The organism is Variovorax sp. dw_308 (assembly GCF_019207085.1).
GTDB lineage: Bacteria > Pseudomonadota > Gammaproteobacteria > Burkholderiales > Burkholderiaceae_C > Variovorax.
The window spans coordinates 62,582-88,864 of record NZ_JAATOM010000009.1; the positions used below are offsets into that span (position 1 = coordinate 62,582).

Sequence of the window (26,283 nt, forward strand, 5' to 3'; positions counted from 1 at the left end):
AGGTGCCTGGATTCGTGACGCAGCGTGCGAAGGAGAAGCGTCTACCGGCGGGTATAAGTGCCGGAGTGCCGGCGCGGGTGCGAATGTAGGGCGGCACTCGGGTCGCGCCTAGGTCCAACTCCGCCACAATCGGGTGAAAATCCGCCAAGAATTCACAATCTGTCAGAACGTGCGTAATTCCATTGCCTTTCAGGCTCCCTCGCGGCGGATCACCATCCGCGAGGCCGGCGACCCGGGCCGCCCGCTGCACAGCATGCAGGGCCTTGGCGCCCTCGTCGATGCCATGGCCGAGCAGGGTGTCGACGCCGTGACGCTTTTCGCCGGGACCGGCATCGTCCCACAGGCCATCTCCGACCACGAGGCCCGCATCTCGCACCGCCAGAAGATCGCGCTCTTCGACAATGTGCGGCGACTCTCGAACGACTCGGCGGTGGGCTTGCGGGCGGGGCAGCGCCAGCGCCTGTCCGACTTCGGCGTCTATGGCTATGCGCTCCTGAGCAGCGCGACCTTCGCAGAGGCCATCGATTTCGGCATCAAGCATATTCGCCTGGCCGGCCCGGTCATCGAGAAGAGCTTCCGGATCGAGGGCGACGTTGCCATTTTCGAGGGCCACGGCTTCGCCGAACTGGGGCCGCTGTTGCCGATGGCCTCCGAGTTCTGGTTCAGTTCGATGCAGGTGCTGATCAGCCGCATCCTGGAACGTCCCTTCGAGGCGCTGTGCCTGCAGTTGCCCTACCCGGCACCCGCCGCCGCACCGCACTACGAGGACATCCTGCGTTGCCCGGTGAACTTCGATGCGCCGGCGATGCAATGGCGCTTCGATGCCCGGCTGCTGGAGCTGCCGCTGCCCAATGCCAATCCCATCACGGCGCAGGTATCTTCGGCCTTTTGCCATCGCATGCTGGAGGCGGCAGATGGCGTCGAGAACCCGCTGGTCCAGGCGATCAAGGAAATCTGCCTCAACGCGTCAGGCGGCCTGCCTCGGGCCGAACAGATGGCCCATCGGCTGAACCTGTCGAGCCGGACACTGCACCGCCGCCTGGCCGACGCAGGCACCACCTACCAGGGCATCGTCGACGGCGTGCGCAAGCGCCTTGCCATCGAGTTCCTGGAACGCACCCAACTGTCGGTCGGCGAGATCGCGGAGCGCACCGGCTTCTCGGACGAGTCGAACTTCCGCAAGGCCTTTCGCAAGTGGACCAACCAGACCACCACCTTCTACCGAGAGCGCCGCGCCGAGAAGGTGTGAATATTTCTACTGCGGACGCCAATCTCGGGTCTGCGGTCCTCACCGTACGGGTGTACGGTTCCGGTCCTCGACCCGACCTTGGCGCCCTCGCTACGAAATCTTCACACCTTCTCCGCTGCCGGTTTGGCGCCTGACAGCCGAGCCTCGCAGCCACGTGCATCGGCTCGGCTTGGCGCCTACCACCCGAGCTTGGCAGCAACGTGCATCAGCTCCGCCACGGTGCGCGTCTGCATGCGTTCCATGATGCGCGCACGGTGGAACTTGACGGTCTGTTCGACGATGCCCAGGTCGCTGGCGATCTGCTTGTTGAGCCGGCCCTTGACGACGGCGGCAAGCACCTCGCGCTCGCGGGCGGTCAGCGTGGCCAGCCGGGCCTCGCAGGCCGCGGCGTCGGCGTTGGCCTGGCGTGTCGACGCGTCCTGCGCCACCGCCATCCGCACCGCGTCGATCAGGGCTTGCGCGCTGACCGGCTTGGTCAGGAAGTCGGCGGCGCCGGCCTTGATGGCCTGCACGGTCATGGGAATGTCGCCATGCCCGCTGAGGAAGACGATCGGCAGCGGGTGGCCGGTCTCCGCGAGCCGGCGTTGCAACTCGAGCCCGTCGAGCCCGGGCATCGTCACGTCCAGCACGATGCAGCCGCGCGAGCGCGGGTCGGGCCGCGTGAGGAAGGCCTCGGCGGACGCGAAGCTGTCGACGCGCCAGCCTTCCTCGCGCAGCACGCGCGCGAGCGACTTGCAGACGGCCGGGTCATCGTCGACGAGGAACACGGTTTCCGGTTCGGGCATGGTGATTTCCATGGGATGCATTCAAATGGACTGCCGCAACGGCCATGTGACAACGAAGGTGGCGCCGCCTTCCGGGTTGTTGCTGGCGGCAAGCGTGCCGCGGTGCGCCGTGATGATCGACTTGCAGATCGCCAGGCCCATGCCGGTGCCGCCGGCCTTGGTGCTCCAGAACGCGTCGAACACGCGGCGGATGTCCTGGGGGTCGATGCCGGTGCCGCGGTCGATCACATGGACGCGCACGTCGGAGTCGTCGCATTCGGTGCGGATGCTGAGCTTGCGCTGGGGCGGGGCGGCCTGGCTCATGGCGTCGGCCGCGTTGAGGATGAGGTTCAGCAGAACCTGTTGAAGCTGCACGCGTCCGCCTTCGATCAAGGGCAGCCACGGCGCGAGTTCGGTCGCGGTGCCGACGTGGCGGCGCGCGAGTTCGGTCCGGACCAGGTCCAGCGTCTCCGCCACCAGTTCGTTCAGGTTGAGCGGCGCGATGTGCATCTCGCCGTGCTTGAAGAGCGCGCCCAGGCGCCGGATGATCTCGGCGGCGCGCCGATCCTCGCTGATGATGTCCTCGCAGATCTCGCGCACCTCGTCCAGGTCGGGCTGGTCGCGCCTCAGGATCTTGCGCGCGGCCTCCGCGTTGCCGAGGATGGCGGCCAGCGGCTGGTTGAGCTGATGCGCGATCGAGGCCGACATCTGCCCCATCATCGACACGCGGGTCATGTGCGTCAGCGCGGCGCGGTCTTTCTCGGCCTGCAGCTCGGCTTCCTTGCGGACGGTGACGTCGAGCGCCACCCCGGTCATGCGGTGATCGGAACCGGCCTCGGCACGGCCGCGCGCGGCCATCCACCGTACGCTGCCGTCGGGCTCCAGCACGCGGTACTCGACGTCGACTTCCTCGTCCCGTGCCACGGCACGGCGCACGGCGCTGTCGACGACTTCGCGGTCGGCCGGATGCACCGTGTCCAGAACGCGATCGAACCGGACCGGCTGCGCCTTCGACAAGCCGACGTACTCGCGCAGTTCGGTGAGCGGCCAGATCTTGTCGCGGCCCACGTCCCACACCCACATCGACAGCCGGGCAGCGCGCGCCGCCAGGTTCATGCGCCGCTCGCTTTCCTCCAGCGCCGACACGGTGCGACGACGCAGGCGCCACTCGACGAGCAGTGCGGCGATCAGCAGGCTTTGCAATACGAGCACGCCAGAGAAGAACAGCGCCTGGCTCCGGTACCGTTCCCAGAAAGTCGGCGCCCTGAAATGGACGATGGCATCGGCCGGCAGCATGTCCTCGGAGATGCCCCACTTGACCGCCTGCCGCCAGTCGATCTGCACGTGCGAAGGCACGCGGGCCGGCAGGTCGAGCGCCGCGGGCAGCACGCCGTCCAGCAAGGTGTCGATGGCCTTCGCCGCTTGCCGCCCCATCTCCTGGTAGCTCGGCATCTGCCCGCCCACGACACCGGCGCCGATGAAGGTGCTGTAGGGGCCGTAGACCGGCGCGTTGGATGCTTCGGCGATGAGCGCGGCGGATTCCCGGGGCCGGAACACGCGGTCGGCTCCGTCCTGGAAATAGCCGGGCGTGAACACCACGGCATCGCCGCCCAGATGCTGCAGCCGCTCCGCCAGGGCATCGCTGGGAAGGCCCGCGAGGTATTCGACGGGGACGTGCAGGTCGAGTCCGGCGATGATCGCGCGCGTCTCGGCCGCAAGCCGTCGGTCGCTCGCGCTGGCGCCCGTGACCACCACCAGCCGCCGCGTCCCGGGATGCCAGCGCAACGCCTGCTGGATGGTCCCGCCGAAGTCGTAGTCGATCGGTACGCCGACGACGTTGGCGGGCAGGGGTTGCACCTTTGCAATGGCATCCCTGGCGACGGCGAGGTGAACCACGGGGACGTCGGGGAACAACTGCGCGCGATGGCGCAGCAGGAAATCGAGCGCGGGCCGGCCTCCGGCGACGAGGACTTCGGGCTTGCGCAGGGCGTACTTGTCGCGCAGGTAGGTGATGATGGTCTGTTCGTAGGCTTCGCCGGTAAACGCGGGGTCGTCGAGGAATTCGGTGAAGAAGTCGACATCGCGGTCGACCGGTTCGCTGAAGCTTTCCCGCAGGCCGCGCTCGACCTCGATGTTGGCCGGGAGCTGCTTGTCGTTGGAGAAGATCACAAGCACGTTCCGGCCCGTGGGCTGCTGTGCGCAGGCCGTGGCGATGGGCAGCAGGAAGCATGCAAGCAGCATCACAAGGTGCACGAGGGCGCCGTGAGTTGAGCCGGTCTCGGGCATGTCCCGGCGCGGGGTCGAACAGATCATTGTTCCCGGGTGATTCACTGGATGTCGTCGCGCAGGAACGGACATCGGGATCGGATGGAGGTGCGTAATGTAGCTGTTTAGACTGACAGTCAACTGCGCAGGAATCAAGGTAAAAAAGTGTTATTTCATTCGCAGAAAACTGCGAAATGCGGTACCTCTCGCGGTCCCCTGTCGCGGCAAGCCCGGCATGGCCTGGGCGTACTTGGCACAGTACGTGGCAGCGACGTGGCAGGGGCGCCCGAGGGCGGCGGAACCGCTTCAACCCGCCCGCATGGGCGCGAGCTGCGGCAACATGCCGGCGATCTCCGACTTCATCGACCGTGCCAGTTCCTCCGAGCGCGCCCGTGACAGGCGGGTGCGCGGCGCGATGATGCTCATCGCGGCATCGCCGCACGATCCCATGGGGAACCGCAGGCCCACGCCCGCGACGCCGCCAGCGCCGATCTGCGAATGCCCTCGCGCCCGCGTCTGCACCGCCCAGCGCTGCAGCCTGGCCAGGCCGAGTTCGTGCGACTGGTACTCCTCGCGGTGGCGCTGGTAGTGCTGTGCGAGCGCATCCTCAGGCAGCCTGGCCAGCAGCGCGATACTGGCCACGCCCAGGCCCAGCAGCCGGGTGCCTCCCACGTTCAGCGCAAAGGAACGCACCGGGTGGGCGCCTTCCTCCAGGTGCAGGCAATGGCTGTAGTCGCCTGAGCGCAGCACCAGGAACACGTTGTCTCCCGACAGGCGCGCCAGCGACTTCATCACCGGGCGGCAGGCCTGCACCAGCGGGGAACGGTCCATGCAGGCCGCGCCCCATGCCATCGCCTCGATGCCCAGGTGGTAGAGACCGCTGCGCGCATCCCGCGCGACCAGGCCCTGGTTCACGAGGCTGGACACGATGCGCCATGCCGTCGTGCGGTCCAGTCCGGTGCGCGCGACCAGATCGCGCAACGCGATGCCGGACACATGTTCGCGCGCGATCCAGCGCAGCAGCGCCGACGCCCGGTCGATGCTCTGGGCGCCCGGCACGGTGAGGGTTTTCGCGGACGGAACAGCCATGTTGTGCACATTGTGCACATAGAGACGACAAGTGTTTGCGCTGTCGCGGCGCGTGCCCTTGAATGGGTTCACACACCACAAGATCAAGGGACAAACTCATGCGTTCATTGCTTCGTCGCCTCGGCGGCGGCGCGGAAGAGGTGATGAAGGACCTCATCGCGAAGCGGCTGGACTTATGACGCGCCGGCCGACACACCCGCAAGCCCGCCATGCGGGGCTGTGCCATTTCCAGCCGCCCCTTCGCACCCCTTTCGCCGAAGCATTTCCATGACGCCCTTCGTATCCCGCATCCAACCCGCCTCCGGGGCCTTCCAGGCGCAGCGCGCCGGCATGCTCGCGCTGATCGACGAGCTGCGCGCGCTGGAGCAGCGCGCGGCCGACGCTTCCGCGCGCGCCGCCGCGAGCTTCGCGAAGCGCGGCGCCTTGCTGCCACGCGAGCGCCTGACGCGCCTGCTCGACTTCGGCCGGCCCTTCCTGCCGATCGCCAGCATCGCGGGCTATGCCATGGACGACCCCGACCTGGCCGCCGTCGTGCCCGGTGGCTCGCAGCTCGCCGGCATCGGCTTCGTGAGCGGCGTGCGCTGCATGGTCGTGGTCAACGACTCGGGCATCGACGCGGGCGCGCTGACCGAGTCCGGCAACCAGAAGATCATGCGTTGCCAGGAGATCGCGCTCGCCAACAAGCTGCCCTTCGTGCACCTGGTGGAGTCGGCTGGGGCCAACCTGCGCAAGTACCGCGTCGAGAAGTTCATCCGCGGCGGCGGCATGTTCTACAACCTTGCGCGCCTGTCGGCCGCGGGCCTGCCGGTGGTGACCGTGGTGCACGGTTCGTCGACCGCGGGCGGCGCCTACATGCCGGGCCTGTCGGACTACGTGGTGATGGTGCGCGGCCAGGCCAAGGCCTTCCTCGCCGGTCCGCCGTTGCTGAAGGCCGCCACCGGCGAGATCGCCACGGCCGAAGCGCTGGGCGGCACCGACATGCACGCCAGCATCAGCGGCCTCGCCGAATACGTGGCCGAGGACGATGCGCATGCCATCGACATCGCGCGCGACATCGTGGACAACCTCGGCTGGCAGTGTGCGGACGACGCCCTCGCAGCAAGCGCGCCGCCGCCGCGCCTGGACCCCGAGGAACTGGCCGGCGTCATGGTGCTCGAGCACCGCAAGCCGGTGGACATGCGCGAAGTCATCGCACGCCTCGTCGACGATTCCCGCTGGATGGATTTCAAGCCGGACTACGGCACGGCCACCGTCTGCGGACAGGCCCGCATCGAGGGCCACCCCGTGGGCTTCGTCAGCAACAACGGGCCGATCGACCCGGCCGGCGCCACCAAGGCCGCGCAGTTCATCCAGCTCTGCAACCAGTCGGGCACGCCCATCGTCTACCTGCAGAACACCACCGGTTTCATCGTCGGCCGCGCGTCGGAAGAGGCCGGCATGATCAAGCACGGCTCGAAGATGATCCAGGCCCTGGCCAACTCGCAGGTGCCGCAGGTCACGATCTATTGCGGGGCTTCTTTCGGCGCCGGCAACTACGGCATGTGCGGGCGCGCATTCCATCCAAGCTTCTGCTTCTCCTGGCCCAACGCACGCACCGCCGTCATGGGTGGCGAGCAGGCCGCCACCACGATGGAGATCGTTGCGCGCCAGCAGGCCGAGCGCAAGGGCCGCCCGCTCGACGAGGCGCGCCTTGCCGCCCAGAAGGAAGAGATCGTCGGCAATTTCGAGCGCCAGGCCAGCGCCTTCTACACCAGCGGCCACATGCTTGACGACGGCGTGATCGACCCGCGCGACACGCGCGCGGTGCTGGCCTTCGTGCTTGCCACGGCACGCGAGGCTGCACAGCGCAGCACGCGGCCCATCCAGTTCGGCGTCGCGCGTTTTTGAACAGCGCGCCTTCCCGCTTTTCAGGACACATCCATGCTCTACACCACCGAACACCGCCACATGATGGACAGCATCCGCCGCTTCATCGCGGCCGAGATCGATCCCTTCGTCGACGAATGGGAGGCCGCCGAGATCTTCCCGGCCCATGAGTTGTTCAAGAAGATGGGCAACCTGGGCTTTCTCGGCATCACCAAGCCCGAAGCGTACGGCGGCCTGGGCCTCGACTTTTCCTATGCGGTCGCCGCCGCGGAGGCCATGGGCCATGCGCGCGCGCAGGGCGTGGCCATGGGCATCGGCGTGCAGTCGAACATGGCGACGCCGGCGCTGGCGGCTTTCGGCTCCGATGAGTTGAAGCGCGAGTTCCTGGCGCCGGCCATCGCGGGCGACATGGTCGCCTCGATCGGCGTGTCGGAGCAGGGCGCGGGCTCCGACGTGGCCTCGCTCAAGACCCGCGCGCGCCGTGACGGCGACGACTACGTCGTCAGCGGCGCCAAGATGTGGATCACCAACGGCATGCAGGCCGACTGGATCTGCCTGCTGTGCAACACCTCCGACGGGCCGGTGCACAAGAACAAGTCGCTGATCATCGTGCCGCTGATGCAGGACGGCCAGCGCACGCGCGGCGTGTCGGTGCAGAAGATCCGCAAGTTCGGCATGTGGAGTTCCGACACGGCGCAGGTCTTCTTCGACGAGGTGCGCGTGCCCGTGCGGCACCGCATCGGCGAGGAGGGCATGGGTTTCATCTACCAGATGAAGCAGTTCCAGGAGGAGCGGCTCGACGGCGCGGCACGGCGCCTGTCGGCGATGGCCTGGATCCAGGAGACCGCCGACTACCTGCGCCAGCGCCATGCCTTCGGCAAGCCACTGCTGGACAACCAGTTCATCCAGTACAAGCTGGCCGAACTCAAGACCGAACTCGAAGCCTTGCGCGCGCTGATCTACGTCGCCACGCAGACCTACGTGGAGGGCGGCGACGTGGTCGAGCTGGCGTCGATGGCCAAGCTCAAGGCCGGCCGCCTCTCGCGCGAGATCGCCGACTGGTGCATGCAGTTCCAGGGCGGCATGGGCTACACGTGGGACAACCCGGTTTCGCGCGCTTATCGCGACTACCGGCTCGGCTCCATCGGCGGCGGCGCGGACGAGGTGATGCTGATGGTCATCGCGCGCCAGATGGGGTTGACGACTACTTCGTCGCCTGCACCACCGTCGGAGGACGGCCCAGGTGCGTCCCCGAATCCAGCAGCACCAGTTCGCCCGTGACCGTGCGAGCGCCATCGGTCAGCCACAGCACCGCCTCGGCCACGTCCTCCGCGGTGCAGGCCCGCCCGAGCGGCGTCGACTGCTCGTATTGCGCCTTCAGCTTCTGGAAGTTCTCCGCGCCGATGCCGTCGACGAACCACCGCGTCGTGATCATGCCGGGGCACACCGCGTTCACGCGAATCTCCGGGGCCAGGGCGCGCGCCATGTTCAGCGTCATCGCATTGACCGCGCCCTTCGAGGCGATGTAGGCCAGCGAAGAACCGATGCCGAGCGCTCCCGCGATCGACGACACGTTGACGATCGACCCGTTGGGCGACTTCTTCAGGTGCGCCGCGCAGGCGCGAACCATCTGGAACGCGCCGATCACGTTCACGTCGAGGATGCGCTGGAAGGTCTTCGCGTCGAGCGCATCCCAGTTGGTCGAGCCGGCAAAGGAGGTGATGCCCGCGTTGTTGACCAGCGCGTCGATGCGCTGCCACCGCCCCAGCGCGGCGTCCGCCATGGCGCGGCATGCGGCATCGTCCGAGATGTCTCCGCACACCAGCAAGGTGTCGGCCCCGGCCTCGCGGCAGGCAGCCTCGGATTCCCTGGCCTCGCGCTCGCTGCGGGAGTAGTTGATCAACACGTCGTAGCCTCGACGCGCCAATGCGAGCGCCGTTGCGGCGCCGACGCCGGTTGCGGAGCCCGTGACGATGGCTGCCTTGCGTTCTGTCATGGTTTTCTGGAGTCGTTGAAGGTGGTGGGGGTGTGCGCCTGTGATGCAGGCGACCCGGATTCTGCGCCGGGCGTGGGCTGAGGCGATCGCCGGAAACCCGCGAAGTCTCGATCCACCTTGATGGCAGAGGTTCGCTGAAGGCTCACGCAAGGTGCGGTGAAAGGGCTTGCCTCTGCGATCGACTCCCAGTTACGCTCGCCGCCGAATGTCATCACTTCGACACAATATTGCGATAGGCATCGCCGGGGCGGACAGGCGGGTGCTGTCGTGGTGGCGGGCTCTTTGCGCGCTGGCCGTGCTGAATGTCTGCTTGTGGCTGGCGGTACTGACTTCAGGACCTTTCAGCGGTGTCCACGCGGGTCTGCAACTGGCGTTGTCCGGCGTCTATGTGCTGGTATGCGCCTACCGTTCGGTGCTTCCGCGAGTGGACCTGGAGCGGTTGGTGGTGGTGGACACGCGCCTGTCCAGCATCTTCCTGGGCCGTGCTGCAGCCACGGTCGCCGAAATCTGCTTCGCGCTGCAGTTGGGGCTGCTGGTCCACCAGTTGGGCGTGCATGCCGGCCTTCCGTGGGTGCAAATGGCCGCGTGGGCTGTCCCGATGTTCATGGTGGTGGCCCAGGGGTTCTGCTGGCACAGCGTGCTCACGCTGAACCACATCACCCAGGCCGTCGAGTCCATGCTCTGGGCTGCCGGCTTTTCCTGGATGGCGGCCTTGCTTGGCGTCGTCGCCCTGGACAGCAACGGCTGGGTCAACTCCCTGGCGATCTTCGGGATCCTGTGTTCGATGTCCTTCGTTGCCTACGTCCTGGGCGTGGATGTGCCGATGTACTGGCGCCGTTACCGGCACGGGCGCGCGCGCGGGTTGCCCTACATGCGCCTGGACCAGGGCGCGCGCGACGCCTGGCACCGTCGAGTGCCGAGCGGCAGCTGGGCGGCATGGAAGGCCGATGCGCTCTGGCTGACGCCCTATTTCAGCTTCGGCGTCTGGATCAGCATCGCGATGGTGTGCGTTCCCGGCGCATGAGGGCCGGCGCGAGCGCGCCGCGTCGATCCGCGGCAATCTGGAAACGTGAGCGCAATCAACGCCGGGCTGGTGCCTTCGACAGGAATCGAACCTGTATCTGAGTCTTAGGAGGACCCCGTTCTATCCATTGAACTACGAAGACAAGCGCGCGGACTTTACCAGCTTGGGCCATGCACCATGCGCGGGATTTTCTGCGCGATTCGAATGGTATGGCTCTTGCGATTCCTCGTACAGCGCAAGGCGAAAGCCTTCCGGTTGGCGTGTCACGCGTTTCAGCCGAGGTACCGTTTTTCCCACCAGCTGAACACCACGTCGCGCAGCATCGCCCCCCGGTTGCTGCCGTAGTACTGGTGCAGGCCGAACGAGGCCAGCGTCTCGGCTTCGGCATCGCTCAGTTGCACCTCGACATCGCGCTCGACGATCGGCGTGTTGGTGAACTGCGGCACATAGCTTTCATCGCGCTGCAGCGGACGATCCGCCTTGATGGTCGGCTGCCTGAACTGCGCCGGCGTGCGCTGCGTCTCGTATTCGGCGACGGCAGGCGCCACGGCCAGGTCGGCCTCGGACGCATCGTGGATCTCGATCTTCAGCGGCTTCAGCGAGAAGTTGCTGGTGCGCATGATGTCCGCGCCGCAGACGTTGGGCACGGCCAGCACGTCCATCAGCGCGAGGAACTCGACATAGTCGCCGGCCCTGGAGGTCTGGCGCTCGATGCGGCCGCGATCGCCGACGATTTCGGTGACCATGAACAGGTTGAAGGAGTCATGCACGTCATCCGGCGTGAGGCCGTACTCGCGCTGCGCTTCCGACTGGATGTCGTGGCAGTTGGTGTGCTTGTGGAAGCCGTACGCTGATTCGTAGAGGTTGGCGCTGCAACGCGGGAACATCACGTCGTTGGCGCGCACCGTGTCGGCGAGCACGTACATCATCGCGCGCTCGCGCGGCGGCGCCGACCACAGGTAGTCGCCGGGGCCGGGGTTGAGCCCATGCACGGTGCGCGTGCGACCGACGTGCATGAACTCCTTGTAGTCATGCAGGTTGAAGCAGTTGAAGTCGGCGCATTGGCCGCCCTCGACCTGCTCGATGCGGATGACCTGGCCCTTGAGCACTTCGAAGGCCTTGCCGGTGCCAGGCTGGATCATGTGCGAGCTCAGCAAGGTGCGCCGGGTGGAGAGCGTCGAGACGTCGGGCTTGGCTGGAGGTGCCGGCCTGGCGGATGGAACGCCGTCTTTCCATTCACGCACCGCGCGCTGCGCCAGGGACTGAAGGTCCGCGGCGTCACCGAGCGAGATGCAACGCGCGATGAGTTCGGATTGCTGCTGGTTCAAGCTCAGCTTGATCGACTGCGAGGTCATTTCAACTCCTGTCTGGTGTACCTGGTGGATGGATTCAGGTATGCAAGATTTCGGCCAGCGGTTCGGCATGCCGGCCTACCTGTATCGGTGCGTCCGACGACCGGCACCGGCGCTCGGCGCGCCAATGCGGTGCATCCGCGGCGCTTTGGGGCGGTTTCAAGCTGGCCCGGTTTTCGCATACGTGATTGCCATCCGCTGGAATACCTGATCCGTACACCATGACCATCGAAACCGGCAAGGCCGAAACCGCCTACCTCGCGATCAAGCACGCCATCATCGAGCAGGCATTGACGCCCGGCACCAGGCTGCCGGAGGACGTGCTGGGCACGCACCTGAACGTGAGCCGCACGCTGATCCGCGAAGCGCTTGCGCGTCTCACGGCCGAGGGCCTCGTCGAGGCCGGCCGCAAGCGCACCGCTACCGTGGCCCAGCCCTCGCGCGCCGAGGCGCAGAGCGTGTTCGAGGCGCGCGCCTGCCTCGAGCGCGAGGTGGTGCGCCTGGTCATCAAGAACTGGACACCGGCGATGGGCGCGGTGCTGGAAGGCCATGTACGCAGCGAGGAAGAGGCCGCGCGCGACCTGCCGCCGACCGTCTGCGCACGCCTGGCCGGCGAGTTCCACATCAAGCTCGCGCAACTCGGCGGCAACCCCGTGATCGAGCGCTATATCTCGGAGCTGGTCTCGCGCTGCTCGCTGATCCTGGCCATCTACGGCAACCCGCATTCGTCGCAATGTGGCATCGACGAACACCGCACGCTCATCGAGTCCTTCCGCCGCGGCGACGAGAAGACGGCCGTGCGCCTGATGGTGTCGCATCTCACCGGCGTGCAGGAGCGCGCGCTGATGCCCGAGAAGAAGCCGGTCGACGAGGACCTCGGCAGCATCCTCGGCCGCTACATCACAGGCGCTGGCGTGCACCCGACAACAACAACGCGTCGCCCCAGGTCGGCCTGACGCATCGCGCTGCCCTCATTCAAAAACGATTTCCCTCTGCTCTCCCAACTCGACCACCTAAGGAAACTGCAAATGTCGAACACCAACTGGAACCGCCGCCGCTTCCTGGGCACCACCTTGAGTTCCGCCGTCGGCAGCACGCTTGCCGGCACGGCGATCGCGCCCGCCATCTTTGGTGCATCGGCCGCACAGGCCAGGACCGACGTCACGGTCGGCCTCATCTACGTCGGCCCGCGTGACGACTACGGCTGGAACCAGGCCCATGCCGTGGCGGCCAAGGCCCTGAAGTCGGTGCCCGGCGTGAAGGTCGTCGAGGAAGAGAACGTGCCCGAGACCGTGGCCGTGCGAAAGACCATGGAAGGCATGATCCAGAGCGACGGCGCCTCGCTGATCTTCCCGACCTCGTTCGGCTACTTCGATCCCTTCATGATCGACATGGCAAAGAAGTACCCCAAGGTCGAGTTCCGCCATCCGACCTCGCTGTGGTCCGCCGACAAGCACCCGATGAACCTCGGCGGCTACTTCTGCTACCTCGACCAGGCCCACTACATCAACGGCATCGCGGCCGGCCTGTCGACCAAGTCGAACAAGATCGGCTTCATCGCCGCCAAGCCGATCGCCATCGTGCTGCGCAACATCAACACCTTCACCATGGGTGTGCGCAAGGTCAACCCGAACGCCGTGGTGCAACTGGTCTTCACCGGCGACTGGTCGATGCCGGTGCGCGAGGCCGAAGCCTGCAATGCGCTGATCTCCGCCGGTAACGACGTGATCGCCTGCCACGTGGACAGCCCGAAGGTCGTCATCGAGACGGCCGAGAAGGCCGGCGTCAAGACGCTGGGCCACAACGCCTCGCAGGCGCAGCTCGCGCCCAAGGGCTTCATCACCGGCGCGGAGAACAAGTGGGAGACGGTCTACAAGACCTTCGCCGTCGCCATCTCCGAGGGCAAGAAGCTGCCCAACCAGTTCTTCGGCGGCTACGACAAGGACATGGTGCTGAGCACGCCCTTCGGCGCCGGCGCCAGCGACAAGGCCCGCAATGCGGCAACGCAAGCCATCGCCGACCTCAAGGCCGGCAAGCCCATCTTCACCGGCCCCGTCAAGAGCAACACCGGCAAGGTCGTGCTCGACAAGGGCTACGGTCTCTATGACCCGGTGCTGGAGAAGATGGACTACCTCGTGGAAGGCGTGGCCGGCACGTTGGGTTGATCGTGCGCGAGCGGATGTCCTGGCTTCATCGGCCGGAGCCAATGCGCGATCGGGTTTGACCGGACGCGAACGGCGCGAAGGTACGCGAACGACGCCAAAAAATTCAAAAGAAATTCGTCGGATTTCTTTCGGATCTTCTTCGGTTTTCTTTCGCGTCCTTCGCGGAACCTTCGCGTCCTTCGCGTACGGCCAAGTCCGCTTTCCGCAGCCTTCCCTCAGTTGAACTTGATCGTGTAGATCAGATCGCCGCCGTTGTGCTCCCCGGCCTGCCCGCGGAGCGTCAGCCGCTGCGTCAGGTCGTAGAAGATGAAGAGCGTCCCCACCGTGCCGGACAGGCTGCGCTCGTAGGTCACATAGAAGTCCTTCGACAGCCGCTTGCCCACCGTGATCGCCGACTCGTTCAGGTCGCCGCCGGAGCTGGGCCCCTTGAAGCCGATCTCATCCAGGCCGAAGCGGCTGGCGAAGTTGCCGCCGCCCGCGTTGCCGCCCAGCTTGCCCAGCAGGGCCAGTGCCGCTTGCTGCATCACCACGGCCTCGCCGCCGTTCGACGCGGAGGCACGGCCCAGCATGACCCACGACAGCGTCTCGGCGTCCGTCAGCGCGGGCTCGGAATAGAGCTTCACGCGCGGCGACTGCGCGGTGCCGGTGATCTGGACGCCCGCGCGCTGCGAGATGTTCGGCCGGATGGCGAGGATGTCGAGGCCCGGGTTGTCGAAAGGCCCGCTGAATCGCGCGATGCCGCTTTCCACGTCGAGTTGCTGGCCGTAGGCGCGGTACTGGCCGCGCACCGTGCGCACCTCGCCGGTGATGCGCGGCGGCGTGCCCGCGCCGGCGCTCTTGATGTCGAGCTTGCCTTCAAGGCGCGTGGTGATGCCACGGCCCTGCACGGCAAAGTCCTTGCCCAGGTCGAAACCCACCTCGATGTCGGGCGGCTTCTTCGTCTGTGCTGCGGCGGGCAGCGTGTCGTCGCCAGCGGATTGCGGCTGCGTGCCGACCGAGGCCGAGGCCGAAGCCGAGGCCTTGGCAGTCTCCCGATCCCGCGCGGCCGAATGCACGAACACGTCGCTGCCGAGGCTGGGTGCCGTTTCGTCGGGCAGGATGATCACCGCGCGGTCGGTCTTGAGGTCGCCGCGCACGGTGATCTGGCCCGCGTCGAGCCGGGCCTGCACGTCGCCCGACAAGGTCACCTGCCGGTCGGTGCGCACGAGCAGGCGCAGCTCGCGCAACTGGCCTTCCATGTCCATGCGGATGCCGCTGCCGGCCGTCGTGCCGGCGTTGCCCCAGCTGGCCGTGCCCTTGACCGACAGCGTGCCGCCGCTTTTCGCGGCCTCGCTCCTGGCGGTGCTGAGATTGCCGCTCTGCCCGGTGATGCGCGTGCTGCTGGCCGCGCCGCCGCGCAGCGTGAACTCGCTCAGTTCCAGCCGGTCGCCGTTCAGCACGGCGCGCAACTGGCCGTCGCGCAGGTCCAGGCCTTCGACCTGCGCGCGCAGGGCGAGTTGGTCGGCGGCCAGTGTGCCGTTCCAGCGCGGCGCGGCCCGGTTGCCCGACAGCGTCGCATCGGCGTCCAGCGTGCCCGCGATGCGCCAGCCCGGCGGCGCCAGCATCGACCACACGCCCAGGTTGGGCAGGCGTGCCTTGATCTTGCCCGCCAACGGCGCATCGTTGGCCCAGAGCCAGCCGCCATCGCGCTGCTGCACGCGCGTGGCCGCCTCGGCGCTGATCTGGCCGGCGCGCTCGCTTTCCCAGGCGAGGTCGGCCTTGACCGCTTCGCCTTGCGCGTCGAGGTTGAGTTCTGCCTTGCGCAGGCCGGCTGGTGTGCCTGCGCCCGCGGACGCCGCGTCGGTGGTGATCTCGCCGGCCGTGCCCGTGCCGGTGCTGCGGATGCGGCGCACCAGTGCGGCCTCGCCGGCCTGCACGCGGATGTCGCCGCTCTGCCGCGCGAGGCGGGCATGGGCGCGCAGCGTGTCGCCCGCGTCGATGTCCCAGTCGCCGTCGAACACCAGGTTGCCGCTCACGCCCATGTCGGCCAGCGTGCCGGGCCCGAGCGCCTGCGCCCAGGCCATCGGAAAGCCCTGCAGCCTGCCTTTCGACTGGAGGCGGTAGACGCGCTTGGGCGGCGCGCCCAACTGGCTCCAGCGCACCGGCTCCCAGTCGATCCGCACCGTGCCGGGCACCGGGCCGCGCACGGTCACACCGCTGGCCGAGGCTTCCACGTCCAGCTTGCCGCCCGCGCCGGTGCGCAGCGTGGCATTGACCGAACGGGCGAGTTCCAGCGTCCAGGGGCCGGGCCGGGTGCGGTCCTGCACTTGCAGCTTGAGGTTCTCCAGCGCAGCCTGCCATTGGTCGGCGCGTTGCAGGCCGCCACGGGCCTGCGTGGACAGCGTGACCTGCTGCGTGCCGATGGCGCCCTCGCCGCTCAGCGTCAGCTTCGCCTGCGCGATGCTGCCGTCGACCTCGGCGCGCAGGTTGCGCAGGCGCAGCGTCTGCGCGCCCTCGATGGACTGCGCGGCCGGTACCTGCCGCGCGGCGGCGGCGGCGGTGGTGGTGGCAGTGGCAATGGCGGTGGCGCCGGTGGGCGGCAGCTTGATGTCCAGCCGCGGGGCCGAGAGCGTGGCCTGCAGCGTAGGCTCCGCGCCGCGCGCCGCTGGCTGCCGCACATCCTGCAGCCGCCGCTGGATGGCCTGCCAGCCGCCCTGCCAGCGCGCGTCGAGTTGCGCACCGCCGACCAGCACGTGGCCTGCGAAGGCCTGGGCCAGGCCGGGCAATTGCTCGATCCATCGCTGCAGTGCGGTCGCGTCGTCCACGGTGGCCTTGAGTTCGGCCGCGCCCTGCGCCGGGGCCACGCGCCCTTCGACCTGCACACGGCCGCCCGGCATCACCAGGTTGAGATTGCCGTTGGCGGCCTGCTCTGCGATGCGCACCTGCAGCTTTCCGTCCAGGCGGGCGCGCACGGCCTCCAGGTGCAGCGAGCGCAGGTCGAGCACCTGGTCCTGCAATTGGCCTTGCGCGTCGGCATGGTCCAGGCGCAGGCCTTCGATACCGGCTGCCCCGGCGCCGCCCTTGGCATCCAGGGCGAGGTCGAACAGCAAGGCCTGGCCCCGCTGCTCGACGCTCGCGCGGCCGTCCACCGGCGCGCCGGCAAGCTGCGAGTGCAGCAGGCCGGGCTGCACGTCCTCCACCGTGGCCTTGGCGGTCCAGGGCGAAGGCGCCGGGCTCCAGCGGCCTTCCGCGCTGATGCGGCCGCCGCCGGCATGGATCGTGGCCTGCGGCACGTCCCAGTTCGTGCCGTCGAAGCTGGCGCTGGCCTCGACCCGCTCCACCGGCAGCTTGCCCTCGTCCCACGGACCGGGCCGGTCGTTGCGGAGGTCGACCTTGCCTTGCCAGCCGTTCGGGCCAGCGGTGCTGTCCGGTCCGGCCGCCACCTCGCCGCTGAGCAGTGTCGCGGGCGCCTGCGGCCACAGCTGGGCCAGGTCAACGTTCTCCAATTCGGCCCGCGCGTCGAGCACGGGCTGCGGTTGCCACGGCGCGAGATGGGCCGTGAGCTGGGCATTCATCGGCGTATCCGCATCTTCCTGCGCCGGCTTCAACCGGGCCTCGACCGCGAGGCGCGCATCGCGTCCGGCCAGCGTGCCATTCACGCTCGCGCTCGCGAGCACGTCGATGCTGCGTTCCTTGTCCAGCGGCGCACGGACCTTGCCTTCCAGTGCGGCCTCGATGGCCATCGGCGCCGGGCCCTGCAGCCGCAGCTTGCCGCTGTAGTGGCCATCCGCGATATCGATGCCGTCGACCTGCAGTTCGTGATGGTCGGCGGTGTAGCGGTAGTGGCCGGCGAGCTGTCCGATGTCCAGCGGCGGCGGGCCGCCCCAGTGCAGCGCGTCGACGCGAAAGGGCAGGTCGATCTCGATCGGCAGCGCCAGTTGTTCGAGCGGCTCCACGGGCTTGTCGTCCGGCGGGCCGAGGCGCTCGATGCTGACGCGCTCCGCATGCACCTCGCCGAGCTTCACCTGGCGCCTCAACAGGGGCTGCAGGCTCCAGCCGATCGTCGCCTCGTGCACCTCGACGGCCAGCTTCTCGCTCTGCCAGCGCAGGAAGCCGATGTGCCCGCCCGTGCGGAGCGACCCGCTGACCTCGCGCGACTCCAGCGTCTGCCCCGCCGGCAGGTAGCGCGCGGCCCGCGACAGCGTGAACGCGAGCGACTGGTCGGAGCCGATCCACCACCAGGCGCCGAATGCCAGCGCCAGCAGCAGCGCCACCATGCCGCCCGCGAGCCACGCGAGGCCGCGCAACGCACGCCGCGTGCGCGAGCGCGCTGGCCGGGCAGTAGGAGGTGCAGCCTCCGCCACTGGCGCCGCCGCTTCCGGGTTGGCTTCCTGCTTCATCGCCATCTCAGCGTTCCATGGTGCTGCGCCGTTGTTCCGCGACGCCTGCAGCTACGGCGAACATATTGAAGCCCGTTCTCATTTCTAGAAGTTGAAGCCCAGCCGCAGATGCAACCGGAACTTGTGGATGTCCACGCCATAGGCCAGGTCGATCTGCACCGGCCCGACCGGGCTCTTCCAGCGTGCGCCAGCGCCCACGCCGAACTTGGCCCGCAACTGCCGGAACTGGTCCGCCACCGAGCCGGCATCGACGAAGACGACGCTTTCCCAGTCGGTGAGTTGCCCGTTGTGGATGTACGGGCGCTGCCACTCGACGCTGCCCACGCCCAGGTAGCGGCCCTGCACGGTCTGCCCCAAGGCGTTGGGCACGCCGATCTCCTGGTAGCTGTAGCCGCGCACGGTGTTGTCGCCACCGGTCAGGAACTCGAGGGTGGTGGGGATCAGCGCCCGGTCGCTCGCGGTGACGGCCCCGGCCTCGGCGCGCAGCGCGATTCGGCTGCGCCGGGCTGCGCTGTCCGAAGTCCAGTCCAGCGGAAAGATGCCGAGCCAGCGCCCGTAGCTGCGCAGGAAGGGCAGGCGCTCGCCGGTCAGCGTGTAGCCGGCACCCAGCTCGACCGCCACGCCGTAGCCGCTGGTCGGCTGCGCGGGATTGTTGAAGTAGCGGCCGGTCCAGCCCCAGTTGAGCGTCAGCGCCGAGGCCGACGGCGGCGCGCCAACGCCTTTGTTCTGTGCGTTGTCGTATTGCAGGAAATAGCTGCGGTCGATGTGGTCGGTGCTGGTGCTCATGCCGCCGCGCACGCGGGCACTGTCGACCTCGTAGTCGCCCGAGGTGTCACGCTTGAGCTGCCCGCCGCCAAACCAGCGCCAGCCCCTTTCGCCGGGCACGTCGGTCCACTGCGTGCTGACGAACTGCGTGTTCTGGTCGAACTGCAGCCTGGACACGGCGCGCCAGCCCAGCACGGGCATCTGGTTATTGGTGTGGTCGATGCTCACGCGGGCGCCGTTGTCGGTGGTGAAGCCCACGCCGAGCACCACTTTCTGCAGCGGCGCGTCGCGCACCTGCGCGATCACCGGCACGGCCTGCGGATCCTTGCCTTCGGTGTCCAGCGTCAGGAACACCGAGTCGTAGTAGCCGCTGCTGGCCAGGCGCTGCTGGGCGTCGAGCAGCACCTGCTGGTCGTAGTCCTGGCCCTGCGGCAGCCGCGCGATGCGCAGGGCATTGATGGGGTTGTAGCGGTCGCTGCCGCGCACCAGCATCGGTCCGAAGCGATAGGCCGGCCCGGATTCGTAGGCCACATGCAACTGGGCGCGGGCGGTGTCGGCGTCGACGTCGGCCCGGCTGCTCTTCACGCTGGCGGTGGGATAGCGCTTGGCCGTCAGCGTGCGCAGGCCGCCGGACTTTGCGTTGTCCCATGCCTCCTGGCTGAAGGGCAGGCTGGGTCGCAGCGACCAGCCGGCGCGCACGGCATTGCGCTGCGCCTCGCCGGCCGCATCCTCGGCCACCGCGCCGCTGAAATTGATCTCGACCTGTGCCACCAGCGTCGGCTCGCCGGGCACCACCGTCACATGCACCTGGCGCGGTGCGGGGGCGTCGGGCGTCTCGCGCAGTTCCAGCGTGAGCGTGGGCGTGAAATAGCCGAGCGTGCCCAGCAATTCGCGGGCATTCGCCTCGGCCGCGACCATCAGGCGCGACAACTCGGCGGCGCCGAGATCATCGATCTGGCGGTAGCGCTGGAGTTCGAGGTGGCGGACCAGATACTCGCGCACCTTGTCGGGCGCCTCGACCTCGATGCTGAACGCATCGTGCGGCTCCTTCTGCGACTTGCCGGCATCGTCCTTGTCCGCCCCCGCGACCGGGCTGGATACCGAGGCCGGCTCGTCCTGCTTTTGGTTCGGCAGCAAGCTGCACCCTTGCAGGAGGAGGGTGATCAAAAAAAGCAACGCCGGCCAGAAAGCCGGCGTATTGAAGGGTGCCACCCTGTGCATCCGCCCGATTCTGACAGCATGCTTCGCACCCCCGAGGCATGCGGGAGGACTATCCCTTGACGAACTTGCGCGCGACCGACCAGAGCAGGGGCGGCGCGATCATCTGCGCCACGCGCTTGAGCTTGTCGACCCGTCCCATCTTGATGAAGATCGACGAGACCTGATCCTCGCGCGTCTTGCCCGCGTCGGGGCTCGTGTAGTAGTACGCGGCGATCGAGCGGCGCGGGCGGCCGTCCGGCGGGGTCATCGGGTCGGGATGGCCGTGGTAGCTCACGGGGCCGTGCGGCATCAGCAAGGTGTGGCCGAATTCCGGCAGCACCTTGGTCACGCACTTGTCCTTGGTGGCGTTCCACAGTTCGAGCGACGCGCCCCATTCAGGTTGCCAGCCCTTGTTGAGGTAGGTGATGAACACCATCTCGTTCTTCAGGCCGAGGTGGCGATGCAGGTTGAAGTCGCGGTGCACCGCGAAGGTCGCGCCCGGCTTGCTTTCATGCAGGCCGCCGCCGAACAGCTTGGGGTCCGGCAGCAGGTAGGGCACGTCGATCACCGCCGACAGCCACTCGGTGAACCAGCCCGAATTGACCACGTCGAAGTACAACTGGGACGCCGGCCCCAGGTGCGCGCCAAGCGCCGTGCGGCGCGTGGATTCGTAGTTGCTCTTGACGTCGATCCACTGGCTCTGGTCGAACTCCTCTGTCACCAGTTCCAGCAGTCGCGGGTTGAACAGGTTTTCGACGACCAGGTGAGGGAACGGCTGGCCGGCCTGCAGGCGTGCCCGCAAGGACTCGATCCGTGCCGGCTCGAAGTACGAGCGGTCCACCAGTTCGGGAATGGCAAGCTGCACACCGCGGATGGTGATCGTGTCGGGAACCCATGCGTTCGCGCGGGCCTGGGGGACCAAACCAACGGCGGCAGATTCAAGCGATGAGATGTACACGGCAGGTAGCCCCGTCAAGATTTGCAGACACGCCCGAAGGCGCGGCCCTTCCAGTCTCCAATTCTTGAGAAATTGTGAACTAGAAAGTATTAATGTAACGGGAAGTGTACGTGCGTGCCAGCGTTTAGATGGCCTATGTCGCTTGACAAAAAAACATCGATATGTGTAGGAATACGCCTACTTTGAAAGTAGGCGCATGGCCTCTTCCAAGCCTTTCAGCGTAAGAGGGAACATACGATTCGACACAAGTTGCTGCATCACGGCAATGCTTTGCCGGTATTGCCAGACGCCTTGCGGTTCCGGGTTGACCCAGGCGAATTTCGGGAAGGCGTGCGTGAGGCGCTGGATCCACTCGGCGCCGGCTTCCTCGTTGTTGTATTCCACGCTGCCGCCGGGCTGCAGGATCTCGTAGGGGCTCATGGTTGCGTCGCCGACGAAGATGAGCTTGTAGTCCTTGTTGTACTTGCGCAGGATGTCCCAGGTCGCGAACTTCTCGGAGAAGCGACGCTTGTTGTTCTTCCACATGAAGTCGTAGACGCAGTTGTGGAAGTAATAGAACTCCAGGTGCTTGAACTCGGTCTTGACGGCGGAGAACAGCTCCTCGACCCGCTGCACGTGCTCGTCCATCGTGCCGCCGACGTCCATCAGCAGCAGCACCTTGACGTTGTTGTGGCGCTCCGGCCGCATCTTGATGTCGAGGTAGCCGGCGTTGGCGGCTGTCTTGTTGATGGTTTCGTCGAGGTCCAGTTCGTCTTCATGGCCCTCGCGCGCGAACTTGCGCAGCTTGCGCAGCGCCATCTTGATGTTGCGCGTGCCGAGTTCCTGCGAGTCGTCGTAGTCCTTGTAGGCGCGCTGGTCCCAGACCTTCACGGCGCTCTTGTTCTTGCCGGCGCCGCCGATGCGGATGCCCTGCGGGTTGTAGCCACCGTGGCCGAACGGCGAGGTTCCTCCAGTGCCGATCCACTTGTTGCCGCCCTCGTGGCGCTCCTTCTGCTCCTCGAAGCGCTTCTTCAGCGTCTCCATGAGTTCGTCCCAGCCCATCTTCTCGATCTTGGCTTTTTCCTCGGCCGTGAACTCGCGCTCCAGCGTCTTGCGCAGCCAGTCGAGCGGCACTTCCTTGGTGAAGTCGGCCAGCATCTCGACGCCCTTGAAGTAGGCGGCGAAGGCGCGGTCGAACTTGTCGTAGTGCTTCTCGTCCTTCACCAGCGTGGTGCGGCTGAGGTAGTAGAAGTCATCCAGGCTGTGGGCGTCGTCGGAGTTGGGCCCGACCACGTCGGCCTGCAGCGCCTCCAGCAGCATCAGGTATTCCTTGACGGACACCGGCAGCTTGGCCGAGCGCAGGGTGTAGAAGAAGTCGATCAGCATGCTGCGTCACTCCTTTGCCGAACGGGGCTTGTCCAGCAGGTAAAGCAATTGCGCCTTCACTTCGGGCCACTCGCCCGAGCGCAGGCTGTACATCACGGTATCGCGAATCGTGCCATCGCGCCGCATCGCATGGCCGCGGATCACGCCGTCCTTGCGCGCGCCCAGCCGTTCGATGGCGGCCTGCGATGCATGGTTGAAATTGTCGGTGCGCCAGCCCACCACGTTGCAGCCGAGGGTATCGAAGGCATGCGACATCATCAGCAGCTTGCAGGTGGTGTTGACGTGCGTGCGCTGGCAGCGCCTGGCGTACCAGGTGTAGCCTATTTCCACCCGCTTCACGGCAGGGAGGATGTCGTGGTAGCTGGTGCTGCCGAGCACAGCGCCGGTGGCTTCGTCCGTGACGGCGAAGGCGAAGCGGTTGCCGGCCTCGCGCCCTTGCAGCGCGCTCTCGACGTAGCCGCGCGTTTCGTGCGGTTCGGGCACGGAGGTGATGCGCAGCTTCCACAACTCACCGTCAGCTGCCGCGGCCTTCAGGCCTTCTTCATGGGACAGTGCCAGCGGCACCAGGGCGATACCGCGCGACGACAGCGTGACGGGTTCGACGAAAGGCATCGCTCGGTTCAGCGGTTGTTGCGTTGCATGAAGACGAGCTTCTCGAACAAGGTCACGTCCTGCTCGTTCTTCAGAAGCGCGCCCACCAGCGGCGGCACCGCGACCTTGTCGTCCTTGCTCTGCAGTGCCTCGACCGGGATGTCCTCCGCCACCAGCAGCTTGAGCCAGTCGAGCAGTTCGGAGGTCGAGGGCTTCTTCTTCAGGCCGGGCAGGTTGCGCACGTCGTAGAAGGTCTTCATCGCGGCCGTCAGCAGTTCCTGCTTCAGGTTGGGGAAGTGCACGTCGATGATCTGCTTCATCGTCGTCGCGTCGGGGAACTTGATGTAGTGGAAGAAGCAGCGGCGCAGGAAGGCGTCGGGCAGTTCCTTCTCGTTGTTGGACGTGATGAACACCACCGGGCGGTGCTTGGCGCGCACGAGTTCATGCGTCTCGTAGCAGTAGAACTCCATGCGGTCGAGTTCGCGCAAGAGGTCGTTGGGGAATTCGATGTCGGCCTTGTCGATCTCGTCGATCAGCAGCGCGACCGGTGCATCGGCCGTGAAGGCTTGCCACAGCACACCCTTGACGATGTAGTTGTGGATGTCCTTGACGCGCTCGTCGCCGAGCTGCGAGTCGCGCAGGCGGCTCACCGCGTCGTATTCGTAGAGGCCTTGCTGGGCCTTGGTGGTCGACTTGATGTGCCATTGCAAGAGCGGCAGGTCGAGCGCGGCGGCCACTTCCTCGGCGAGCATGGTCTTGCCGGTGCCGGGTTCGCCCTTGACCAGCAACGGGCGCTTGAGCGTGATGGAGGCGTTGACCGCAAGCATCAGGTCTTGCGTGGCGACGTAGTTGTCAGAGCCCTTGAATTTCATTGGATCAGGTGAAGCTGTGGGTGAAAAGGGAACACATTCGATCTGCGATGCGCTGCATTCACTGCCTTGCGCCCGGGGCAGCAATGCGCCCTGCATATAATCAAATGTTGATCTGAAATCTGATTTCTCCACGAGATTGTGCGCGCAAAATGAACAAGTTGTTGACCACGATGTTTGCCCTCGCTGTCGCTTGCGTGACGGTCTCGGCCAATGCCCAGAAGGTGACGGGCAATGCCGAAAACGGCGGCAAGAAGACAGCCATGTGCGTGGGTTGCCACGGCATCATCGGCTACCAGGCCAGCTTCCCCGAGATCTACAAGGTGCCCAAGATCGCGGGGCAGAGCGCCACCTACATCGTGTCGGCGCTCAATGCCTACAAGGCCGGCGACCGCAAGCATCCGACGATGCGCGCCATCGCGGACACGCTGACTGACCAGGACATGGCCGACCTGGCTGCGTACTACTCGACGCTCGGCATGGCGCAGGGCGATGCGGCTCCTCCGGCCGCCGCGCAGCCCAATGACACGGTCCAGGCCCTGATCTCGCGCGACAAGGACAACAACTGCACCAAGTGCCACGGCGCCAACTTCAACACGCCCAACGACGGCACCGTGCCCAAGCTGGCCGGCCAGCATGCCGACTACCTGCTCGTGGCGCTCAAATCGTACAAGGCGCATCAACCCATGGTCGGGCGCTCCAACCCCATCATGGGTGGCCAGGCGAAGAACTTCACGAACGCCGAATTGAAGGAACTGGCGAGCTACATCAGTGCGGTGCCGGGTGAACTCAAGACGGTGCCGGAGTCGATGATCCACAAGGCGAAGTAAGCCGACGAGGCCTTTGCCTCACCCAACAAAAAGCCCGCGTTTGCGGGCTTTTTGCTGTGCGGATTGCCGCCGCGTCAGAAGGTGTGGAGATTTCGTAGCGAGAGCGGTGGCCGCGGTAGAAAGATCCACACCTTCTCGTCAGACGTCGAAGAACACCGTTTCCTTCGCGCCCTGCATGTGGATGTCGAAGCGATACACCACCGCGCCGCCTTGCTCGTGGCGTTGCGCGACGAGCGTTTCGCGGCGCTGCGCGGGCACGCTTTGCAGGACGGCATCCTTCGCATTGGCTTCGGCCTCGTCGCTGAAGTAGATGCGCGTGAAGGCGTGCAGCAGCATGCCGCGCATCGTGATGATGGCGTTGACGTGAGGCGCTTCGCCCGGCGCCTCGGCGCCCGGCTTGACGGTGTGGAACACGAAGCGCTTGTGTGCGTCGGTGCCGGTGCCGCAGCGGCCGAAGGCGCGGAAGCCGATTTCGCTGGCTTCGTCCACGGTCTGCGGATAGCGGCCTTCGCCATCGGGCTGGCTGATCTCGACCAGTGCGTCGAAGATCGGGATGCCGTCGCCGTCGATCACGCGGCCTTCGAGGCGGATGCGTTCGCCGGTGGCGTTGTCGAGCGCCACGGTGGCGTCGAAGGGCTGATTGAAGTCGTAGCCGTATTGGGTGGCGGTGAGGCCGTAGGCGAAGTACGGGCCGACCGTCTGCGAAGGGGTCTGGCCGAAGTTGGTTTCGAGTGCGCTCATCATGAATCGTGTCTCCTTTTGATCAACGGTTTTCGAACGGCGTCTCGTCGGCGCCGCGCAGCACGATGTCGAAGACGTAGCCGAGGGCGTAGTCGGGCTCGGTGATGTCGAGGCTGAAGTCGGCTACCAGGCGGTTGCGGTACTTCGCCGGCGTGCCGGTGACCATCGGGTCGTATTGCATCAGCGGGTCGCCGGGGAAGTACATCTGCGTGACCAGGCGGCTGGCGAAGTGCTCGCCGAACAGCGACACGTGGATGTGCTGTGGGCGCCAGGCGTTCGGGTGGTTGCCCCAGGGGTAGGCACCGGGCTTGATCGAGAGGAAGCGGTAGCGGCCTTCGTCGTCGGTCATGCAGCGGCCGGCACCGAGGAAGTTGGGGTCCAGCGGTGCGTCGTGCTGGTCGACCTTGTGCACGTAGCGGCCGGCGGCGTTGGCCTGCCAGATCTCGACCAGCGTGTTGCGGATCGGGCGCTTGCGCTCGTCCATCACCTGGCCCGTGAGGATCATGCGTTCGCCGAGCGGCTCGCCGTTGCGGCGGGCGTTGCGGGTGAGGTCGTTGTCGAATTCGCCGATGCTGCTGTGGCCGTAGACCGGCTGCTGCAATTCGCCGATCGAGGCCTTGAGCGGGATCAGCGGCTGCGTCGGGCCGCGCTTCACGGTCGACTTGTAGCCGGGGTAGATGTAGGAGGGATGGCTTTCGAAATCGCGTGGCGCGAGGGTCGCGGCGGGCGTCTTGGTGCGGTCCAGCATGTCGTGTCTCCTGAGGGAAATGTCTTGTGGGAGCCCGCACTTTAGAAGGCCTCTTAGTTGATGTAAA

At 66.7% G+C, this 26,283-nt stretch carries 20 protein-coding genes and 1 tRNA gene; 7 read left to right on the plus strand and 14 right to left on the minus strand.

Features of this window, described 5'->3' with window-relative positions:
* The first annotated feature begins 169 nt into the window (after nucleotides 1-169).
* The gene (locus HCU76_RS18600) at nucleotides 170-1,249 is read left to right on the plus strand and encodes an AraC family transcriptional regulator (protein WP_218510287.1); all 1,080 of its coding nucleotides are present in this window, start codon (nucleotides 170-172) and stop codon (nucleotides 1,247-1,249) included.
* 176 nt (nucleotides 1,250-1,425) lie between these two features.
* Here HCU76_RS18600 and HCU76_RS18605 read toward each other — a convergent pair whose 3' ends face one another.
* The 3 genes from HCU76_RS18605 to HCU76_RS18615 form a co-directional block, all read right to left on the minus strand.
* Entirely contained in the window at nucleotides 1,426-2,046 is a 621-nt protein-coding gene (locus HCU76_RS18605) for a response regulator transcription factor (protein ID WP_256354281.1), read from the minus strand.
* A 9-nt stretch (nucleotides 2,047-2,055) separates the two neighbouring features.
* Nucleotides 2,056-4,299: an ATP-binding protein gene (locus HCU76_RS18610; RefSeq protein WP_218510288.1), complete on the minus strand. Its 2,244-nt coding sequence runs from the start codon at nucleotides 4,297-4,299 to the stop codon at nucleotides 2,056-2,058.
* Nucleotides 4,300-4,584: 285 nt separating this feature from the next.
* A complete protein-coding gene (locus tag HCU76_RS18615; RefSeq protein WP_218510289.1) occupies nucleotides 4,585-5,367 on the minus strand; it encodes an IclR family transcriptional regulator in 783 nt (260 codons plus the stop codon).
* Nucleotides 5,368-5,634: 267 nt separating this feature from the next.
* Between HCU76_RS18615 and HCU76_RS18620 the strand changes: the two genes are divergently transcribed.
* Complete coding sequence (locus HCU76_RS18620; protein WP_218510290.1) at nucleotides 5,635-7,254, plus strand: acyl-CoA carboxylase subunit beta; 1,620 nt, start codon at nucleotides 5,635-5,637, stop codon at nucleotides 7,252-7,254.
* A gap of 33 nt (nucleotides 7,255-7,287) precedes the next feature.
* Complete coding sequence (locus HCU76_RS18625) at nucleotides 7,288-8,514, plus strand: acyl-CoA dehydrogenase family protein (RefSeq protein WP_218510291.1); 1,227 nt, start codon at nucleotides 7,288-7,290, stop codon at nucleotides 8,512-8,514.
* Here the strand turns inward: HCU76_RS18625 and HCU76_RS18630 are convergent.
* The gene (locus HCU76_RS18630; RefSeq protein ID WP_218510292.1) at nucleotides 8,438-9,229 is read right to left on the minus strand and encodes an SDR family NAD(P)-dependent oxidoreductase; all 792 of its coding nucleotides are present in this window, start codon (nucleotides 9,227-9,229) and stop codon (nucleotides 8,438-8,440) included. The two genes, HCU76_RS18625 and HCU76_RS18630, sit on opposite strands and share 77 nt — an antisense overlap.
* 205 nt (nucleotides 9,230-9,434) lie before the next feature.
* On the opposite strand from HCU76_RS18630, the gene HCU76_RS18635 reads away from it, so the two are divergent.
* A complete protein-coding gene (locus tag HCU76_RS18635; protein ID WP_218510293.1) occupies nucleotides 9,435-10,253 on the plus strand; it encodes a hypothetical protein in 819 nt (272 codons plus the stop codon).
* Nucleotides 10,254-10,320: 67 nt separating this feature from the next.
* Here HCU76_RS18635 and HCU76_RS18640 read toward each other — a convergent pair.
* Together HCU76_RS18640 and HCU76_RS18645 are read right to left on the minus strand one after the other, a co-directional pair.
* Nucleotides 10,321-10,395: transfer RNA gene (locus HCU76_RS18640), tRNA-Arg, on the minus strand.
* A 130-nt stretch (nucleotides 10,396-10,525) separates the two neighbouring features.
* Nucleotides 10,526-11,608, minus strand: coding sequence for a DUF1989 domain-containing protein (locus HCU76_RS18645; RefSeq protein ID WP_218510294.1), 1,083 nt, complete (start codon nucleotides 11,606-11,608; stop codon nucleotides 10,526-10,528).
* A 218-nt stretch (nucleotides 11,609-11,826) separates the two neighbouring features.
* Between HCU76_RS18645 and HCU76_RS18650 the strand changes: the two genes are divergently transcribed.
* Both HCU76_RS18650 and HCU76_RS18655 read left to right on the plus strand, forming a co-directional pair.
* A complete protein-coding gene (locus HCU76_RS18650) occupies nucleotides 11,827-12,561 on the plus strand; it encodes a GntR family transcriptional regulator (protein ID WP_218510295.1) in 735 nt (244 codons plus the stop codon).
* Between the two features lie 72 nt (nucleotides 12,562-12,633).
* The gene (locus tag HCU76_RS18655; protein WP_218510296.1) at nucleotides 12,634-13,770 is read left to right on the plus strand and encodes a BMP family ABC transporter substrate-binding protein; all 1,137 of its coding nucleotides are present in this window, start codon (nucleotides 12,634-12,636) and stop codon (nucleotides 13,768-13,770) included.
* A gap of 215 nt (nucleotides 13,771-13,985) precedes the next feature.
* Here the strand turns inward: HCU76_RS18655 and HCU76_RS18660 are convergent, their stop codons facing one another.
* The 6 genes from HCU76_RS18660 to HCU76_RS18685 form a co-directional block, all read right to left on the minus strand.
* Nucleotides 13,986-18,149 (minus strand): translocation/assembly module TamB domain-containing protein, encoded by a 4,164-nt coding sequence (locus HCU76_RS18660; protein WP_371319858.1) that lies wholly within the window; start codon nucleotides 18,147-18,149, stop codon nucleotides 13,986-13,988.
* An 84-nt stretch (nucleotides 18,150-18,233) separates the two neighbouring features.
* Nucleotides 18,234-20,135: an autotransporter assembly complex family protein gene (locus HCU76_RS18665; RefSeq protein ID WP_218510298.1), complete on the minus strand. Its 1,902-nt coding sequence runs from the start codon at nucleotides 20,133-20,135 to the stop codon at nucleotides 18,234-18,236.
* A 49-nt stretch (nucleotides 20,136-20,184) separates the two neighbouring features.
* Nucleotides 20,185-21,036, minus strand: a complete 852-nt coding sequence (locus HCU76_RS18670) for a 2OG-Fe(II) oxygenase (RefSeq protein ID WP_213955204.1) — start codon at nucleotides 21,034-21,036, stop codon at nucleotides 20,185-20,187.
* Between the two features lie 213 nt (nucleotides 21,037-21,249).
* Nucleotides 21,250-22,437 carry a VWA domain-containing protein gene (locus HCU76_RS18675; RefSeq protein WP_213955203.1) on the minus strand — a complete coding sequence of 396 codons (1,188 nt, stop codon included), beginning with the start codon at nucleotides 22,435-22,437 and terminating at the stop codon, nucleotides 21,250-21,252.
* Nucleotides 22,438-22,443: 6 nt separating this feature from the next.
* On the minus strand, nucleotides 22,444-23,049 hold the full coding sequence (locus tag HCU76_RS18680; protein ID WP_218510299.1) for a GNAT family N-acetyltransferase: 606 nt from the start codon (nucleotides 23,047-23,049) through the stop codon (nucleotides 22,444-22,446).
* Between the two features lie 8 nt (nucleotides 23,050-23,057).
* Nucleotides 23,058-23,900, minus strand: coding sequence for a MoxR family ATPase (locus HCU76_RS18685; protein WP_218510300.1), 843 nt, complete (start codon nucleotides 23,898-23,900; stop codon nucleotides 23,058-23,060).
* A 149-nt stretch (nucleotides 23,901-24,049) separates the two neighbouring features.
* On the opposite strand from HCU76_RS18685, the gene HCU76_RS18690 reads away from it, so the two are divergent.
* Nucleotides 24,050-24,727 (plus strand): cytochrome c, encoded by a 678-nt coding sequence (locus HCU76_RS18690; protein WP_213955200.1) that lies wholly within the window; start codon nucleotides 24,050-24,052, stop codon nucleotides 24,725-24,727.
* 138 nt (nucleotides 24,728-24,865) lie between these two features.
* On the opposite strand, the gene pcaG is transcribed toward HCU76_RS18690, so the two are convergent.
* Together pcaG and pcaH are read right to left on the minus strand one after the other, a co-directional pair.
* Nucleotides 24,866-25,471 carry a protocatechuate 3,4-dioxygenase subunit alpha gene (gene pcaG, locus HCU76_RS18695; protein WP_256354282.1) on the minus strand — a complete coding sequence of 202 codons (606 nt, stop codon included), beginning with the start codon at nucleotides 25,469-25,471 and terminating at the stop codon, nucleotides 24,866-24,868.
* 19 nt (nucleotides 25,472-25,490) lie between these two features.
* Nucleotides 25,491-26,216: a protocatechuate 3,4-dioxygenase subunit beta gene (gene pcaH / locus HCU76_RS18700; protein ID WP_218510301.1), complete on the minus strand. Its 726-nt coding sequence runs from the start codon at nucleotides 26,214-26,216 to the stop codon at nucleotides 25,491-25,493.
* Nucleotides 26,217-26,283 lie beyond the last annotated feature (67 nt).